13 protein-coding genes are annotated in these 18,376 nt (G+C 32.6%); all 13 read right to left on the bottom strand.

Annotation, left to right across the window (positions count from 1 at the left end; translation table 11 throughout):
- Positions 1 to 105 precede the first annotated feature (105 nt).
- Complete coding sequence (gene uvrA, locus KQH81_RS03070) at positions 106 to 2,946, bottom strand: excinuclease ABC subunit UvrA (protein ID WP_178312191.1); 2,841 nt, start codon at positions 2,944 to 2,946, stop codon at positions 106 to 108.
- A gap of 209 nt (positions 2,947 to 3,155) precedes the next feature.
- Positions 3,156 to 4,055, bottom strand: a complete 900-nt coding sequence (murQ, locus tag KQH81_RS03065; RefSeq protein WP_027637516.1) for an N-acetylmuramic acid 6-phosphate etherase — start codon at positions 4,053 to 4,055, stop codon at positions 3,156 to 3,158.
- Positions 4,056 to 4,363: 308 nt separating this feature from the next.
- Positions 4,364 to 7,693, bottom strand: coding sequence for a penicillin binding protein PBP4B (gene pbp4b / locus KQH81_RS03060; RefSeq protein WP_230028892.1), 3,330 nt, complete (start codon positions 7,691 to 7,693; stop codon positions 4,364 to 4,366).
- Positions 7,694 to 7,910: 217 nt separating this feature from the next.
- Complete coding sequence (locus tag KQH81_RS03055; protein ID WP_027637517.1) at positions 7,911 to 8,228, bottom strand: DUF1540 domain-containing protein; 318 nt, start codon at positions 8,226 to 8,228, stop codon at positions 7,911 to 7,913.
- Positions 8,229 to 8,290: 62 nt separating this feature from the next.
- Positions 8,291 to 9,133, bottom strand: a complete 843-nt coding sequence (locus KQH81_RS03050) for a MurR/RpiR family transcriptional regulator (protein ID WP_027637518.1) — start codon at positions 9,131 to 9,133, stop codon at positions 8,291 to 8,293.
- 49 nt (positions 9,134 to 9,182) lie between these two features.
- Complete coding sequence (gene uvrB / locus KQH81_RS03045; RefSeq protein ID WP_027637519.1) at positions 9,183 to 11,153, bottom strand: excinuclease ABC subunit UvrB; 1,971 nt, start codon at positions 11,151 to 11,153, stop codon at positions 9,183 to 9,185.
- A 53-nt stretch (positions 11,154 to 11,206) separates the two neighbouring features.
- Positions 11,207 to 12,496 carry a PDZ domain-containing protein gene (locus KQH81_RS03040; RefSeq protein WP_027637520.1) on the bottom strand — a complete coding sequence of 430 codons (1,290 nt, stop codon included), beginning with the start codon at positions 12,494 to 12,496 and terminating at the stop codon, positions 11,207 to 11,209.
- 14 nt (positions 12,497 to 12,510) lie between these two features.
- Positions 12,511 to 13,770 (bottom strand): S41 family peptidase, encoded by a 1,260-nt coding sequence (locus KQH81_RS03035; RefSeq protein ID WP_027637521.1) that lies wholly within the window; start codon positions 13,768 to 13,770, stop codon positions 12,511 to 12,513.
- Between the two features lie 141 nt (positions 13,771 to 13,911).
- On the bottom strand, positions 13,912 to 14,829 hold the full coding sequence (gene ftsX, locus KQH81_RS03030; protein WP_230028890.1) for a permease-like cell division protein FtsX: 918 nt from the start codon (positions 14,827 to 14,829) through the stop codon (positions 13,912 to 13,914).
- Positions 14,795 to 15,481, bottom strand: a complete 687-nt coding sequence (ftsE, locus tag KQH81_RS03025) for a cell division ATP-binding protein FtsE (RefSeq protein ID WP_027637523.1) — start codon at positions 15,479 to 15,481, stop codon at positions 14,795 to 14,797. Before ftsE ends, ftsX begins: the two co-directional genes overlap by 35 nt.
- A gap of 225 nt (positions 15,482 to 15,706) precedes the next feature.
- On the bottom strand, positions 15,707 to 16,549 hold the full coding sequence (locus tag KQH81_RS03020; RefSeq protein WP_099336134.1) for a YitT family protein: 843 nt from the start codon (positions 16,547 to 16,549) through the stop codon (positions 15,707 to 15,709).
- 373 nt (positions 16,550 to 16,922) lie between these two features.
- A complete protein-coding gene (locus KQH81_RS03015; RefSeq protein ID WP_099336057.1) occupies positions 16,923 to 17,765 on the bottom strand; it encodes an RnfABCDGE type electron transport complex subunit B in 843 nt (280 codons plus the stop codon).
- A gap of 19 nt (positions 17,766 to 17,784) precedes the next feature.
- Positions 17,785 to 18,363 (bottom strand): electron transport complex protein RnfA, encoded by a 579-nt coding sequence (locus KQH81_RS03010; protein WP_027637526.1) that lies wholly within the window; start codon positions 18,361 to 18,363, stop codon positions 17,785 to 17,787.
- Between the last annotated feature and the right edge of the window lie 13 nt (positions 18,364 to 18,376).

The raw sequence follows: 18,376 nt of genomic DNA, 5'->3' as shown, positions 1-18,376 counted from the left end.
TGTTACAAAAATATCTTGTAATTCTTAAATAAAAGTTAATATATATTAAACTTACATCAAAAAGGCATATTAAAAGTAAACATAACCCTTTAATACGCCCCTTTACTAATTATTTTTCAAAACAGTTTTTAGGTACTTTCCTGTATAAGAATCCTTACATGCTGCAACTTCTTCTGGAGTCCCAGTTACAACTATAGTGCCTCCCTTATCTCCGCCTTCTGGTCCTAAATCAATTATATAATCTGCTGATTTTATAACGTCTAGGTTATGTTCTATAACTATTACCGTATTGCCAGCTTCCACTAATCTCTGAAGTATTTGTATAAGCCTTGCTACGTCGTCTATATGCAGTCCAGTTGTAGGCTCATCTAGTATATATAATGTCTTTCCTGTACTTCTCTTTGATAATTCATAAGCAAGTTTTATTCTTTGTGCTTCTCCTCCTGAAAGCTGAGTTGAAGGTTGACCAAGTCTAACATAGCCTAGACCTACATCTTGAAGAGTTTGAAGCTTATTTTTTATTCTTGGAAGATTCTCAAAGAACTCTAAAGCTTCATCTACAGTCATATTAAGAACTTCATCTATATTCTTTCCTTTATATTTTACTTCAAGAGTCTCTCTATTATATCTTTTTCCTTTACATACTTCACAAGGTACATAAACATCAGATAAAAACTGCATTTCAATTTTTATTATTCCATCTCCGCTGCAGGATTCACATCTTCCCCCTTTCACATTAAATGAGAATCTACCAGGTTTGTAGCCTCTCATTTTTGATTCTGGGGTTGATGCAAAAAGTTCTCTTATTATATCAAACACACCAGTATAAGTTGCTGGGTTAGAACGTGGAGTACGTCCTATTGGACTTTGATCTATATCTATTACCTTATCTACATTTTCTTGTCCTTTAAGTTCTCTGAATTGTCCTGGATTGCTCTTTCCTCTATTAACTATCTTGTGAAGAGATTTATATAAAATTTCATTTACAAGAGTACTCTTACCTGAACCTGATACACCTGTTACAGCAGTAAAAGTACCTAGAGGGAATGCTGCCTTTATATTTTTAAGGTTATTCTCCTTGCAGCCTATTACCTCTATAAAGTTGCCATTTCCAGTTTTTCTGTTCTCTGGAACTTCAACTCTCTTTTCTCCATTTAAATACTGTCCTGTTATAGACTCCTTGCAAGCCATTATATCCTCTAAAGTACCAGCGGCAACTATATTACCACCATGTTCTCCTGCTCCTGGTCCTATATCTACTATATAATCAGCAGCTTTCATAGTGTCTTCATCGTGCTCAACAACTACTAAGGTATTTCCTAAATCTCTCAAATTTTTTAATGTATCTATAAGTTTGTCATTGTCTCTTTGATGCAGTCCTATGCTAGGTTCGTCTAATATGTATAGAACTCCCATTAAGCTAGATCCTATCTGAGTTGCAAGCCTTATTCTTTGAGATTCTCCTCCTGATAAAGTTCCTGCATTTCTTGCTAGATCTAAGTAATCTAAGCCTACATCTATAAGAAATCTAAGTCTGCTCTTTATTTCCTTTATAATCTGATCACTGATTATTCTATTCTTTTCAGAAAGCTTAAGATTTCGTATGAATTCTAATTCTTCCTTTATTGACATCCTACAGAATTGATTTATATTTAAATCTCCAACAGTGACAGCAAGGGCATCTTGATTAAGTCTTGCTCCTTTACACTTGCTACAAGGTGTATTACTCATAAACTGCTCTATCTCATCTTTTATAAGATCAGAACCTGTTTCTCTATATCTCCTCTGCATGGAGTTTATTATACCTTCATAAGCATGATTATAAGTACGATTTACGCCATCTTTACTATAATCAACCTTTATTTTCTCTCCACCTAGTCCATAAAGAAGTATCTTTACTATATCCTTTGGAAGTTCTTCTATTGGTGTATCTAATGAAAAATCAAACTTCTTTGTTAAAGCAGTAAGTACTCTATAACTCCACGAGTCTTCCTTTAGCCTTCCTTCTCCCCATGATGCTATAGCTCCCTCCATGATACTCTTAGATTTATCTGGTATAACTAAATCAGGCGATATCTCTAAAAGAGTTCCTAAACCATCACATTTGTCACACTTTCCAAATGGAGCATTAAATGAAAATAGTCTAGGCTCTATTTCTCCTATACTTATTCCACAATCTTCACAGGCAAAATTCTCACTAAATAGTCTATCTTCTTCCTCATTTTCTTTTATTATATTTACTATAACTATACCTTCTGCCATCTTTAAGGCAGTTTCTAAAGATTCTGCAATTCTACCTCTAGACTCTTCCCTTACCATAAGTCTATCAACTACAGCCTCTATATTGTGCTTCTTATTCTTTTCTAATTTTATTTCTTCTTCAGTGACTTCAAACATCTCACCGTCTACTCTTGCTCTCACAAATCCATTTTTCTTTATATTTTCTATAACTTTTTCGTGAGTTCCCTTTTTTCCTCTTATGACTGGTGCAAGAATTTGTATCTTAGTTCTCTCTGGAAAATCCATGATTTGGTCTACCATAGTATCTATTGATTGTTTAGTTATTTCTTTACCACACTTAGGGCAATGAGGTATTCCTATTCTTGCGTATAATAGTCTTAAGTAGTCATATATCTCCGTAACCGTTCCTACTGTTGAACGAGGGTTTCTGCTGGTTGTTTTTTGATCTATAGATATAGCCGGAGAAAGTCCTTCTATGTACTCAACGTCTGGTTTATTCATCTGTCCTAAAAACTGTCTTGCGTAGGACGACAAAGATTCTACATAACGTCTCTGTCCCTCTGCATAAAGTGTATCAAAAGCTAAAGATGATTTTCCAGATCCCGAAAGTCCAGTAAATACCACAAGTTTGTCTCTTGGTATTTCTAAAGATACATTCTTTAAATTGTGTACCTTAGCACCTTTAATTATTATCTTATCCTGCATGGTGTCTCTCCTTTTATAAAAAATTACGAATATCTGTTCTTATAATACTATATTAGTCTTTATAAAATACTCTGTCAATAACTACTAATTATTATTTAAAAAATATACTTATTCCTTAAAATAAAGATTTCTTTACATAAAAAAAGTCTTATAAGACTCTCTTTACATTGTTCCCAATTTCAGGTCTTATAAGACATCGTTTATATTTTTTACTTTGATAAAGCCTTTGCTATATAGCCATTATTTTTTTCTAGAAGTTCTTTTCCTTCTTCTTTTGATAAGTTTGCCATTATCATTAAAATAGAAAGCTTCACATCATAATTTGTTTCTTCAAGAACAGCCTCAGCCTTTTCTCTGTCAACTTCTGTTGCTTCCATAACTATGTGTTTTGCTCTTTCAACCAACTTTTCATTAGTAGCCTTTACATCTACCATCAGATTTCCATAAACTTTCCCTGTTCTAACCATAGCCCCTGTAGAAAGCATATTCAACACCATCTTTTGAGCTGTCCCTGCCTTCATTCTAGTAGACCCTGTTATTACTTCTGGTCCCACTACAGGTGAAATAGCTATTTTTGCAACAGACGCTATTTCTGATTGAGGATTACATGTAACTCCTACTGTAACAGCTCCAATGCTGTTTGCATATTCAAGACCTCCTATTACATAAGGTGTTCTTCCACTAGCTGCTATACCTACTAATACATCTTTATTTGTAAAATTCATATTATTTAGGTCTTCTACACAAAGTTCTTTAGAGTCTTCTGCCCCTTCCTTTGCCTTGAAAATAGCCTCAATTCCTCCTGCTATTATACCTTGAACTAATTCTGAAGAGACTCCATAGGTTGGTGGACATTCTGATGCATCTAATATGCCAAGCCTTCCTGATGTTCCAGCTCCACAGTATATAAGCCTTCCTCCATTGTTCATAGCATCTGCTATTTTATCTATTGCCTCCGCTATTTGTGGAAGTTCCTTTTCCACTGCACAAGCAACTAATTTATCTTCACAATTTATCTTTTTAACCATTTCTAAAGTAGAAACTTTATCAATATCCTTAGTGTTAGAATTTCTTTTTTCAGTAACCATTTTACTTAAGTCTATATTCATACTTACCCTCCTATGTCCAGTTCGGTTAAAAGTTGATTTATACCTATATTATATCATCAAGAAATTTAATTTCAATATATTTCAAACATATAGAAATTTAATTTCTTATAATGGATTTTTGTTTCATATCTCAAAGTTTTTGTATATTTATTTTACTTCAAAAGTAAAGAGTATGACAGCTTTAATAAACTTCATACTCTTTTATTGGGAATTTTATAAGAAGTTGTTATCTAGGGGCCTATCCATTGTGTCACTCACATCTAAAAGTGATAGAGTTTTATAATGACTAGCCATAAGATAATTTTTCTTTAGTTGACTTTTTTTCTATTCTTTCTATCTACAACTATACCTGATGCTGCTATAATGCTTCCTAGAGCTATCATCATATTAGTATCTACTAAAGAACCTGTTTGAGGAAGAGTTGGCTTTCCATCCTCTTTACTTTCATTATCAGTATCTAAATCTGCTTTTGGATTTACTAGTCCAAGTAAATAAGTCTTTTCTGTACTATCCATCATAGATTCGATTATTGGTTTAGCTGTTTCAGCTCCAAGCTTTTCTATTACAACTTCCATAAGAGCTACCACAGCCTTCCTATTATCTTCGCTATTATCCTTGTTCGCCCTTGATACTGCATCCTTAGTCATCTGTAATAAAGAACTATAATTGTCATCTCCTTGAGCATTTAAAGCTTCTCTTACCAATGACATCACATTTCCACCTCTAGAAACAATAAAACTGCTTCCTTTATCCATTGCTGTAAATACAGAAGCACATCCACTTTCCATATCTATAGCTACTGAAACCCCAGTATTAGATTCAAATCCTATAGTTCTGCTACTTCCATATGCCCCTAAAGATTCTATATTGTCATAAGATCCTTGTCTTATAAATCCTAAAGCCTGCTGAGGATTTTCATCTACAGCACTAATCATATATTGAATTTGGTTTTTATCTATAATCTTATCAGTGCCATATCCGCCATAGTTTAATATTAATTGAGAAAGCACTGACATATCCTTAATTGTTGAGTATAATCCTGATATTCCTGACACTCCATTTAAATTCTCTGAAGTATAATCATTTAACCCAGCTTCTACTTTTGATGAGTCTATTCCCTTTGATGTTGGATTAAACATTGTATTATTTAAACCTAATGGCTTATAAATCATAGATTCCACATATTCATCCAAAGTCATTCCTGATGCTTTTTCAACAATCTTTCCTAAGAAATATCCATCATATTCACTATATCTAACCTTAGAACCAGATGCAAACTCTTGTGATGCTGATGTTTGTGTAATTTTCTCTGGTAATCCAGAAGTGTGCTCTAGTAAATTTCTTATAGTTATAGAATCATTAATTCCTTCTACATACTTTGATGCGCTATCTGTATATTTAACAATACCGTCACTTATAAGCTTTTCTATTGCTAAAGCTGTCGCAAATGCTTCTGTCCCATTTCCTAAAGGTATCAATTTGTCTTCAATTGCTGTTCCATAGTAACTTTCTTTAATTAATTCTCCGTTATTTATAACTCCTAATGATGCTCCAGAAACACCCTGCTTTATTTCTGAATTTATTATGCTGTCAATAGTTGAAAATCTGCTTAAACTCTTATCTGACTTTACAAGCTCTGGATAAACTATTGAAATATTTAGCTTTGCATCCTTTTCTGGAGCTATATTTTCCACTTTTAATGCATTTACTCCATTTTTAGTGTAAGCTCCTATATCGAAAATTTTTCCATCTCCATTGTAAGATGACAAATCACCTATATTTAGCTTGTTTCCATTTACATATACATCTGCATTAGTAACTCCTGAATTTTGAATTAATAGATATCCCCTGCCTTCATATCCATAAAAACCTACCTTGTTGTTTATAAGTGGTCTAGCTGTACTTGTTATTCTAGGAAACTCAAATGTATTTTTAGACTTTGTATCTAAAACCTTAGTTAATGTTTCTTCATTTTTAGAAGATGTAGCTGACTTGTTTTCAAGTAATGCTTCATATACTAAAGTTATTGGACTTCCATATCTTCCTGTTTGAAATTGTAATTCTCCTTCAAATTTTCCCTTTGGACAAGGAGAATTTCTTTCATTTGTCAGCAATATAACTGCCATATTATTTTCAAAATCTATGCTAGTTAAAGTTCCAGTCCATCCTGTATGACCTATTGTATTATAAGTATAAGGCGAGAACATCCAGTCTCTGCTTCTTTTTCCATCCTGTGAGTTCCAACCAAGTCCCCAGTCTGCTCCATAGTAAGAAGGTTTTATAAACTCGTCTAAAGTTGCCTTATCAAATAAAGTTACATTACCATAAGTACCTCCATTTAATAAAAGCTGAGTTAAAACTGCCAAATCCTTTCCTGTTGAGAATAATCCTGCGTGTCCTGAAACTCCATCCATGCAGTAGAATGCTTTTTCATCATGAACCTCTCCTCTTACAGTTTCAGTTCTTATGTCTGGATAGTTTCTTGATCCATCACGAGTATTACCATTTCTTTCAGTAGCAGCAAATTGATCTACTGTGAATCCTTTTTCCAATGGATTGTAACAAGTATTCTTTAATCCCAATGGTTTATATATATTTTCTTCAACATATTTGTCTTGCTTCATCCCTGTAACTTGCTCTACTATATATCCTAATATCATATAGTCTGTATCAGAATATACGGTTTTTGATCCAATCTCATATGTTAGAGGTACCTTTGATAGTAATGATATTGTCTTTTCTCTGTCATGAGAATAAAACTCTCCTGATGACTCCTCATAGAATCTTATTGATGATTTATGTCCAGCACAATGATGTAATAGATGTCTTAAAGTTATAGTGCTCTTTCCTTTAAATTCTGCATCTGGTGCATCTTTGTATTCTGGAAGATATTTTTGAACCTTATCATCTAAATCTATCTTTCCTTCATATACAAGTTTCATAAGAGCTAAGTTAGTTGAATACATCTTTGAATTTGATGCTAAATCAAACATAGTATTTTCTGTCATAGGCTCTCTCTGAGCTTCTGGTATTAAATCATTTTTATTCCAAAGCTGCTTAGTACCATAGGCTGTACTTTTTACGATTTCTCCATCCTTAACTACAGTAAGAACTGCTCCTGGAAAACCAGCTTGAACTTTACCTGAAGCAATCATATCTTCTCCTGTAATAGGATTTATTCCTTTTGTTTCCTGTCTTATAAATTTATCTACATAGTTTAATTTTGATTTTGAAAACTCCTCAGTATTTCGTGTATCCTTCACTGTAGGCGCGCTTACAGCGATTTCTATCTTGGAATTTGCCGGTGAAACCTCTGTTACTTTCACATTGTTGTATCCGTCCACAGTATATTTACTTATGTCTACTACTCCAGATCCATTTTTTAATGCTGCAGAAACATCGACAAGTTTATCGTTTACATAAACCTCAGCATTTGATGCACCATTTCCCTTTATAGTTAACGTTCCTTGACCTGCATATCCCTTAAAACTACTCATATTTCTTGATCCAAGTACCGTAGTCTCACTGTTCAAGTTAAGACCATATTGTTTTGCTGCTGATGCCGATGCTAATGTGGAATTGCCTATAAAAGTTGTCAAAGCCAGAGCTGCTATAAAGGTTTTTAGATTTTTTTTCATAGCTATCTCCCCCCTAAAAATTAATTCTTCATTATTAATAATAAAAATTTATGTTTTTATTACCAAAATTTATTCTTCTATTCATAATTATAACTTTTTAGAAATATAATTTCAACTTAATTCACATATTTTAAAAAATAATTTCATATATGTTCTAATAATATGAAAAAAGCAAGTCACATATAAAATGACTTGCTTTCGTGTCAATATTTATTTTTTATTTACAGTCACATTGGAATGTACCGCATTTTGTTCCTTCACAATGGCATGCACCATCTCCACCTATATCAACATGGTCAGCATTACATTCACAATTATGGTTATATACACATTCTTCAGCTTTGCAGTGTATGTGTAATTCTGGATTTGGATTGTTTGAACAATTTGTCATAGAACCATCTTGTGGCGCAAATGTACTGCAACAAGTTTCTCTTTCTTCTGTAGCATTCTTTCCATCAACGTCTATATGTCCTAGACAGCAATAATTATCATTGTTATGCGCACAGGTAGTAACTGAACAATTTAATCTATTCATATATATACCCTCCTAAGTTTATAAAATTAATTACGCACTTAGTATCTGCATTTATGTATCTTTTATTCTTTCAACATGTCTGTCATTTTCTTAGTTGATTTTAGATATTTTTCTACCTCTTCAAAGTTATCCTTGGCTATTCCTAAAAATAATATATCTGTAACCATAAGTTGAGCCATTCTAGATGCAATAGCTCCAACTCTAAGTTCCTTTTCTACATTGGGAACTCTTAAATTTATATCACATAAATCTGCCAGAGGATTGTTTCCGTATTTTGTGATAGAAAGACAAGATGCTCCATTTGCTTTTGCTCTCCTAATAGAATTATTTACATCCTTACTTCTTCCTCTATAAGATATACCGATGACTAAGTCTCCTTTATTAGCATGAACTGACATAGCTAGCTGTATATTAGCATCAGGATGAAAAACTGCTATCTTATTTATTCTAAGAAGTTTATGTTGAAGATCCATAGCCACGATAGCTGAAGCTCCAACTCCAAATAAATATATATTTTTTGCTTTTTTGATTTCATTTATGGCCATTTCAAAATCTTCAATATTTAAAAGAGCAACTGTATTATTTATTGTATTTATTCCTTGATTTGCTACTTTTTGAACTACCTCTTCTATACTGTCGCCTTCTTCAATGATATCATCAATAATTTTCTCTTCATCCTGATTTTGAGTTTTTGCAATCTCAAGCTTCAGATCTTGAAATCCTTCATAGCCTAAAGTTCTAGAAAACCTTACTACAGATGCAGGAGATGTATCAGTAAGAATTCCTATTTCCTGCGTAGAGAGTGTTATTACATCCTGTCTATTTTCTAATATATACTTTGCTATCTTCCTTTCAGATTGTGTAAAATCCTCAAAATGCTGCTCTATTTTTAATATATAACTCATTATGATTCTCCTTAATTCTTAAAACCCTGTCTTTTAAAAAGCTAAAAAATTATTGTTTCTTCTTCAGCTTCTGTATAATATCTCTAAGTTCAGCAGCTCTTTCAAATTGAAGATTCTTAGCTGCTTCCATCATCTCTTCTGTATACTTTTCTATAAGTTTTGGTATATTTTCTTCTTTTTTAATTTCCTCATTTACTTTATAATCCTCAGCACTTTCCGCCACCTTAGTAACCTCTAGTACATCTCTTATGTCTTTTATTATAGTTTGAGGTGTTATACCATGTTTTTCATTATACTCCATTTGGATTTTTCTTCTTCTATTTGTTTCCTTTATAGCTTTATCCATAGAACGTGTTATGGTATCACCATACATTATTACCTTACTTTCAGAATTTCTAGCAGCTCTTCCTATTGTCTGTATAAGCGATGTTTCAGACCTTAAGAAACCCTCTTTATCTGCATCTAAGATTCCTACTAACGCTACTTCTGGTATATCTAGTCCTTCTCTTAAAAGATTAATTCCTACTAGTACATCAAATTCTCCTTTTCTTAAGTCCCTTATTATTTCCATTCTCTCCATGGTATCTATATCCGAATGAAGGTAAGTGGTTTTGATGTCTAGCTCCTTTAAGTACTTTGTCAAATCTTCAGACATCCTTTTTGTAAGGGTTGTAACTAGAACTCTAAAACCTCTGGCTATAGTATCTTTTATTTCTTTATACAAATCATCGATTTGTCCTTTGACAGGTCTAACTATTACTTCTGGATCTAACAATCCTGTAGGTCTTATAATCTGTTCTGCTATTACATTTGAATGATCTAGTTCATAAGCTGATGGTGTAGCACTTACAAACACTACTTGATTTAGTTTTTCTTCAAACTCATCAAATTGAAGAGGTCTGTTATCATATGCTGATGGAAGCCTGAATCCATAATCAACAAGAGAGTTCTTTCTAGATCTATCTCCTCCATACATAGCTCTAACTTGAGGAAGAGTCACATGACTTTCATCAATGAACATTAAAAAATCATCTGGAAAATAATCTAAAAGAGTTTGTGGAGGTGTTCCTGGATCTCTTCCATCTAATATCCTAGAATAATTTTCTATACCCGTACAATATCCCATCTCTCGTATCATTTCTATATCATAGTTTGTCCTCTGTTTAAGTCTTTGAGCCTCAAGGAGCTTGTCTTCAGATGTAAGTTCCTTAAGTCTAACCTCAAGTTCCTCCTCTATTCTTTTTATTGCTATCTCAAGCTTATCATGAGAAGTAGCAAAGTGAGATGCAGGGAATATAGCTACATGCTTTAGTTCATTTAATATATTTCCTGTTAGTACATCAAATTCTCTTATTCTATCTATCTCATCTCCAAAGAATTCTATTCTTATTCCTTTATTGCTTGATGATGCTGGGATGATATCTACAACATCTCCTCTTGCCCTAAAGGTTCCTCTTGCAAAATCTATTTCATTTCTCTCATACTGTATTTCTACAAGTTTTCTCATAAGTTCATCCCTATCCTTTTCCATGCCAGGTCTTAGGGATATAGTTAAGTTCTTGTATTCCTCTGGATTACCTAATCCATATATGCAAGATACTGATGCAACTATTACTACATCTCTTCTTTCAAATAGAGCTGATGTGGCTGAGTGCCTTAATTTATCGATCTCATCATTTATAGAAGCATCTTTTTCTATATAGGTATCAGTTTGAGCAACATATGCTTCTGGCTGATAATAATCATAATAAGATACAAAATAATCTACAGAATTATCAGGGAAGAACTCCCTGAATTCTGAGCATAGCTGCGCGGCCAATGTCTTATTATGAGCTAATACTAAAGTAGGTTTTTGACATCTTTCTATTATGTTTGCCATAGTAAAAGTTTTTCCTGAACCAGTAACTCCTAATAATGTTTGAAATTTATTGTGATTCTCTATAGACTTTACTATGGAATCTATGGCTTGAGGCTGATCTCCAGTGGGTTTAAATTTTGATGATATTTTAAACTCTGGCATCTATATCTCTCCTTACTTATTGTGTACTCAGACAGCATCTTTTTTTAAGAATACTACTTGTCATCTCTGTTTTTCTTTATCTTTTCTACTATATCTTTGAGTTTTGTTTCACTAACTTCAACTACCCCTACACCTTTAGGAATTCCTCTAGGAATCAGTATCATTCCCATAGTGTTTTGTCCATTATTTATATGGAATCTTATATCTTTAATTTTACCTTTTTTATCTTTTATCTTAAGCTTTAAATCAGCTAAATTTTTGTTTATACTCTCATAAATCATGGTATATTCATCAGGCCTGTCATCATTTACTTCTAATATCTTATCTCCACTTTTTATTCCTTGTTTTTGTGCTGGAGAATTAGGCATAACATCTAATATAGTTATTCCCTCTTCATCGCTTACATATTTCATCGTACCTTTATTTTCCCTATAATTCTCAATGAGTCTCATTCCTTCTTGAGCTAAAGGCATGAATATTAAAAGAAGTCCTTGAAAAATAGCTCCATAATTAGCTAGTTTATAAATCAGAAGCAAAATTATTCCATATAGGATTTTTAATAAAGATGAAAAAGCTATTTTTGATACTTTACTTTGAGTAAATGTTATCTGTTTATATCCTATAGTAGAATATATAGGCACAGCACTTACTATAGCAGCTGATAAAAGGGATATATTTATTCCTCCTTTTATAACAGGCCACCAACTAGGAGTCAATATAGCCGAGCCTCCGCCTGATATAGCTTCTGTCGTAAACATCATTATTACTATAGGCACAGGCCAATATCTTTCAAGAGAAAATCCTCCTGCCAATTTTCCATCTTTGTTTGTAAATATAGGAATAGAGCCTCTATATCCATCTACTAAGATTAATAGCCCTTCAACTATAGTTAATACTCCTACAAGAGCTACTAATGTTCCTATATCTAGCTTTACAGTAAACCCCAAAGATATAATCTCTAAATTCTCTAGCCATCCTAAAATTAAAGTTACTCCTCCCAATATAGCTGCACTGTATGAAAAGCTTACCCATCTTGGCTTTAGTACAAGTAAGAATAAAGACATAAAAAATATAAGTTCTATGCCGGCACCTATATTAAACATGACTCCCAAATATGAGAGTATCATGCTTCCTATAAGTCCCCCAAGAATACCCATTACCACTTCCGATAAAGTAAGTTCTAAGGGGGAAATTACTTTCTCCCCTACCATCATTCTTTGGAGTATTACAATTTTTCTATTCTTTTTATATAGAAGGAATCCTAACAGTACCAAAACAAAAACTAATCTTGGATCTGCGATAGCATAAGCCATGGTGCGTAATGTGTATTCAAATAAATTCATTAGCTAAAATCCTCCTATTTTATTTTATCCTTTATAGCTTCTAAAGCCTTATTAAATTGAGGATCATTACTACGTGTCAATCCTTTTTCTTGAATTTCCTTAGGGATTGTCACTTCAATATGAGGTGCTATACCTTTCTTATGAATATTTTCTCCATTTGGAGTATAGTACTTAGATATAGTTACTTTTAATCCTGTTCCCTCATCCATTCCTAGTACTGTTTGAACAACACCTTTACCAAAAGTAGTAGTTCCTATTAATGTACCTATATCGTAATCTCTTACAGCTCCTGCAACAATCTCTGATGCACTTGCTGTATTTTCATCGGTTAAAACTACTAAAGGCATTCCTATGGCAATTCCGCCCTTAGAATTGTATTTTGTTTCTTTATTGTATTTATCTATTGTAGAAGTTATAACTTTATCCTTTTCTACAAAGTTAGAAACCACATTGATGCATTCTTTTAAAAGTCCTCCTGGATTTTGTCTAAGATCTAAGATTATTCCTTTAGCACCTGAATCCTTCAACTCTTGTAATTTCTTTGTGAAAGCATCTCCTGTATGTTCATCAAACATTGATATTTGAATATATCCTATATTTCCCTCTATCATTTCTCCTGCAACAGTCTGCATAACTATTGTATCTCTATAAACTTCAGTAGTATATAATCCTTTTCCTTCTCTATATAAAGTCATATCTACTTTTTCTTTTGCTTTTCCATTTTTCATAAGTGCTACAGCTTTTTCTAAATCTTTTCCGCCTACATCTGTACCTGCAACTTTTTTAATCTTATCTCCTGGCTTTATTCCAGCCTTTTCTGCTGGAGAATCATTGAATACTGCTATAACAACTATATCTTCATCTTTTGCTGCTACTTGAAGACCTACGCCTACATAGTTACCTTCATTTCTTTCATTGAAATCACTAAATTCTTTTTTGTTCATAAAAACAGTATATGGATCATTAAGAGAGTTCGTCATTCCTTTGATGGCTCCTTCTACCAAAGTGTCTTCATTTATTTCTCCATCATAAAGCTTATATAAAACATCTCTCACCTGAAATAATTTTTTAAATTTAGAAACATCGCTTATGCCTTCTAGGGACTTAGCTATATCCTTATTACTTACTCCCATTCCTGGAATGGCCATAGCAGCTTTTGTTCCTACAAAAAATGCAGCAAAGTTTGTAACTATAAGTATTGCTGCTACTATAGCAATCCATTTCCAACGCAATTTCCTTCTCTTTTTTGTTTCTTTTATTTCTTCATTATCCATTTAATAACACCCTCTCTTATAAACCTTCTCAAATTATTTTACCTAATATCATTTATTTTATTATATTAATATTCAATATATATAATTATATATTAATTAAAGCTCAGATGACATAAATCATCTGAGCTTTTACAATTTTTTTTAAACTTCTAAGAATTTTCTTAAAGAAACGAAGCTTCCTAAAGCTCCCACTATTATTCCTGCAACTAAGAATTCTAGTAATATTATAGTGTAAACATAACTTGGTGCAGCTAAAGGTGTCGCTCCAATCATAGATTGAGTTACATTTGTATATAGGATATTGTATCCAATTGAAAGCAGCCCATTTGCAATAAGTGCTCCGATAACCCCTATTATAATACCCTCAATTATGAACGGCCATCTAATAAACCAGTCTGTTGCTCCAACAAATTTCATTATGCTTATTTCTCTTCTTCTTGAGAAAACAGTAAGTTTTATTGTATTAGAAATTAGGAATAACGATACTCCTATAAATATTATAAATACAATTACTCCTACTACCTTTATAGTTGAAGATACTTTTACAATTTTGTCTATGATGTCTGTATGCCCCTCTCCTGGTTCATAACCCGGCATACTTTTCACAGCATCATTTATACTTTCTGCTACTTCTGGAGAAGATATTTTCACCACAAAGGAACTTGGTAATGGGTTATTATCACTGCCATATCCTGATAATATAACCTCATTTCCTTTCATTTGATCTTTAAAATTTTCTAACGCTTCTAATTTGCTCTTATATATAACGTCTTCTACTCCATTAAGATCTTTTAAAGTTGCTTCTATATTTCTCTGTTCTGATATGCTTATATCATCAGTTAAGAATACCTCAACTTCTACCATATCTTCAATCATCTTAACCTGGTTATTTACAGTTACTGCAATAAGTACGAAAATACCAAATATAAACAGAGTTGCTGATACAGTAAGGGCTGATGCAATACTTATAGTTTTGTTTCTTTTCAAACTTTTCATTGCATCTACAAAGAAATGTTTTATCGTATTAGTTTTCATATCCGTATCTTCCCCTCTTCTCATCTCTAGCTATGCATCCTTTTTCCATAGCTATAACTCTCTTTCTCATACCATTAACAATTTCTTTAGCGTGAGTAGCCATAAGAACTGTTGTGCCACTCTTATTTATATCATCTATTATTTCCATTATATCTTTAGCTGTTTCTGGATCTAAATTCCCTGTTGGTTCGTCAGCTATAAGGATAGCTGGATTATTTACTATAGCTCTTGCTACAGAAACTCTCTGTTGCTCTCCACCTGAAAGTTCATTAGGGAACATCTTGTGCTTATCTCCAAGTCCAACCATCGCAAGCACCAAAGGTACTCTCTTTCTTATTTCTTTTGGTGTCGCTTCTACAACTCTCATAGCAAAAGCAACATTTTCATATACATTTAATGTTGGAATAAGTCTAAAATCTTGGAATACCATTCCTATCTTTCTTCTATAGTAAGGAACTTCTCCCTTTTTTATAGCTGAAAGTTTTTGATCCTTTACTACTATTTCTCCTTTTGTTGGGTCAACTTCCTTAAGGAGCATTTTGATGAAAGTAGATTTTCCTGCTCCACTTGGTCCTACTAAGAATACAAATTCACCCTTCTCTATTTTTATATCCACATCTTTAAGGGCTAAAACATTATTATCATAAGTCTTACTGACATTCTTAAATTCTATCATATATTCAACTCCTCACTAAGTTATCCATTCTTCATATACAAATTTATAATAATTATATCACATTATGTTGCTACTTTGAATTTAAATATTTACAATTAAAAAATTCGTAAAAATATTGGTCAAATCTCCTAAGAACTTTCTACATAAATTGATATAAAAAGCCAGTATATTAAAATTTCTTTAATAATACCAGCTCTTAAGAATCTCATACTTATTTGATTTTTACTATAATGAATTAAAGCCTTTTCCTAATACCTCATGTGCCTCAATTACTGTAATGAATGCCTCCGGATCTATTTCCCTTATAAATTTTCTTATATCTATAAACTGCTTTCTATTAACCACGCAATATATCATCTCAGTTTCTTGTCCACTATATGCACCTTTTGCTGGAACTATAGTACATCCTCTGTTAATATCATTCATAATAAAAGCTTTTATTTCATCATTCTTGCAACTCATTATATGCATTTCTTTACAGTTATTAAAACCTGCTATTACTTTATCTATTATAAATCCATTCATAAATACTATTACTAAGGAGTACATACCTTTTTCCCAGCCAAATGTTATTCCTCCTAATACTACCACTATCATATCTACTACCTGCATGGATTTCCCCATATCAAGTTTTAAATATTTGTTCAGTATCTTTGCTATTATGTCTGTTCCTCCAGTTGATGCACCCTGACTAAACACTAACGCTAGTCCAGTTCCAGTTAATGCACTTGCAAAGAAAGCATTTAACATTAAATCATTGGTTAAAGCTTGAGGGTTAAATACTGTCTTTATAGCCCACATAAGTCCTGATATTCCTAAAGCTCCATATAATGTTTTTACTCCAAAACTTCCCCCAATAAAAATGAATCCAATTATAAAAAGAAATATATTAAATATGAAGGTTAATGCTTCAACAGACAACAATGGTATATAATGATTCATAACCACTGAAAATCCTGTTATTCCTCCAGATGCCATATCATTAGGTATTACAAAAAACTCTACTGAGGTCGCTATCATAATCATACCTAATGTCATAATTAAATACTCTTTAAACTTTTTGTTCATGAAAATCCCCGTCCTAACATATTTTAATTTTTATCATGAGTTAATTTAAAATTTCATTTGCTGGTTTTCTTGTATTTATATATATATTTCTGCATTAAATTATTCATAATCCTTTACAATTATATGATATATCTCCTTTGGTTTAAAGTACCTTAAAAAAATATATGAAATTATGCACTTTTATTCATTATCCTTGTTAAATTATTTACACTGGTTAGAATTTTATAATAATTTTTTATTCAAATCTTCATATTTAAGAATCTAAAAAAAGCTACAACTCTATGAATTTTATTCATAAAATTGTAGCTTTATTTTTAATAAAACTGTAGTTTAGCTAAAGAGTTAAAACTCCATCTAACGCTAAGAATTCAGTTTATTCAGATTTCTCAACCTTATCTATGATTGATCCTGATTCTACTTTACTTCCAAATGCCTTTATAATCTTAGCTGGACATTTTTGTACACAAGTCATGCAAAGAGTACATTTTTCCTTATCTATTACAGGAAGATTTCCTTCTATAACTATTGCTCCATTAGGGCAAAGTCTTGCACAAACTCCACATCCCATACATCCAGTAGAACATACATCCTTAACAGCCTTAAGCTTGTCTTTAGATGAACATTGAACTCTAATAATTTCTGATACTGGCTTGATTTCTATAATGTTTTTAGGACAAGCGGTAGCACAAGCTCCACATCCTGTACATTTTTCTTCGTCAACCACTGCTATTCCATCAACAATATGTATAGCATCAAATTGACAGACCTTTGTACAAGATCCTAATCCTAAACATCCAAAAGAACAAGATTTATCTCCGCCACCTGGAATTATAGCTGCTTCTCTGCAGTCTCTGTATCCATAATATTCTCCTGATTTCTTAGCAGTAGTACAAGTACCAGCACATTTTACAAAAGCCTTATTTGGCTCTGATGATCCTGCATCTACTCCCATGATTGAAGCTATTTTTTCTGCAGCTGGAGCTCCTCCAACAGCACAGCCATTAACTGGTGCATTACCTTCAACAACTGCTTGAGCGAAAGCTTCACATCCTGCATATCCACATCCACCACAGTTTGCACCTGGTAGACAATCCTTGATTTGAGGAACTCTCTCATCTACTTCAACTTTAAATTTCTTAGAAGCATATCCTAAACCAGCACCTAGCACTAATCCAAGACCTCCTAAACTTACAATCGGAAAAACTATTGAATTTATATCCATTCAATACACCCCCTTAGTGAATTAAGCCTTGGAAGCCTAAAAATGCGATTGACATTAAACAAGCAGTTAATAAAGAAAGTGGTAAACCTTGCATACATGCTGGTATGCTTTCGTTTTCTTCCATTCTCTCTCTTAAGCCCGCTAGTAAAACTATAGATAGCATATATCCAAGACCTGTAGCTACTGCTGCTACTAAAGACTGTATAAGGTTATAGTTTTCATTCATATTAATGATAACAGCACCTAATATAGCACAGTTAGTAGTTATAAGTGGTAGGAATATTCCTAGAGCTTTGTACAAGCTTGGACTGTTCTTCTTTAAGAACATCTCAACTAATTGAACTAAAGCTGCAATAACTAGTATAAATGCTAGTGTATACATGTAAGTGATATCTAGTGGTATTAATATATATTTGTATACTGCGAAAGATACGATAGATGCGATAGCCATAACGAATGTAACGGCTCCTCCCATACCTACTGCAGTTTCTATCTTCTTAGATACTCCTAAGAATGAACAGATTCCTAAGAATTTTGCTAAAACAACGTTATTTACAAGCAAGCAGCTTATAAAGATAACAAATAAATTCATCTAATCTCACCCT

This window comes from Clostridium cadaveris, assembly GCF_020911725.1.
GTDB classification, from domain to species: domain Bacteria; phylum Bacillota; class Clostridia; order Clostridiales; family Clostridiaceae; genus Clostridium_X; species Clostridium_X cadaveris.
This window is presented reverse-complemented; position numbering and strand designations above follow the sequence as displayed.

What these genes read in the sequence shown, in the direction of transcription:
- uvrB (WP_027637519.1), bottom strand. Translation starts at nt 11,153, where the DNA reads ATGCCAGAGTTTAAAATATCATCAAAATTTAAACCCACTGGAGATCAG.
- ftsE (WP_027637523.1), bottom strand. Translation starts at nt 15,481, where the DNA reads ATGATAGAATTTAAGAATGTCAGTAAGACTTATGATAATAATGTTTTA.
- pbp4b (WP_230028892.1), bottom strand. Translation starts at nt 7,693, where the DNA reads ATGAAAAAAAATCTAAAAACCTTTATAGCAGCTCTGGCTTTGACAACT.
- murQ (WP_027637516.1), bottom strand. Translation starts at nt 4,055, where the DNA reads ATGAATATAGACTTAAGTAAAATGGTTACTGAAAAAAGAAATTCTAAC.
- KQH81_RS03050 (WP_027637518.1), bottom strand. Translation starts at nt 9,133, where the DNA reads ATGAGTTATATATTAAAAATAGAGCAGCATTTTGAGGATTTTACACAA.
- ftsX (WP_230028890.1), bottom strand. Translation starts at nt 14,829, where the DNA reads ATGAGAAGAGGGGAAGATACGGATATGAAAACTAATACGATAAAACAT.
- KQH81_RS03020 (WP_099336134.1), bottom strand. Translation starts at nt 16,549, where the DNA reads ATGAACAAAAAGTTTAAAGAGTATTTAATTATGACATTAGGTATGATT.
- KQH81_RS03010 (WP_027637526.1), bottom strand. Translation starts at nt 18,363, where the DNA reads ATGAATTTATTTGTTATCTTTATAAGCTGCTTGCTTGTAAATAACGTT.
- uvrA (WP_178312191.1), bottom strand. Translation starts at nt 2,946, where the DNA reads ATGCAGGATAAGATAATAATTAAAGGTGCTAAGGTACACAATTTAAAG.
- KQH81_RS03035 (WP_027637521.1), bottom strand. Translation starts at nt 13,770, where the DNA reads ATGGATAATGAAGAAATAAAAGAAACAAAAAAGAGAAGGAAATTGCGT.
- KQH81_RS03040 (WP_027637520.1), bottom strand. Translation starts at nt 12,496, where the DNA reads ATGAATTTATTTGAATACACATTACGCACCATGGCTTATGCTATCGCA.
- KQH81_RS03055 (WP_027637517.1), bottom strand. Translation starts at nt 8,228, where the DNA reads ATGAATAGATTAAATTGTTCAGTTACTACCTGTGCGCATAACAATGAT.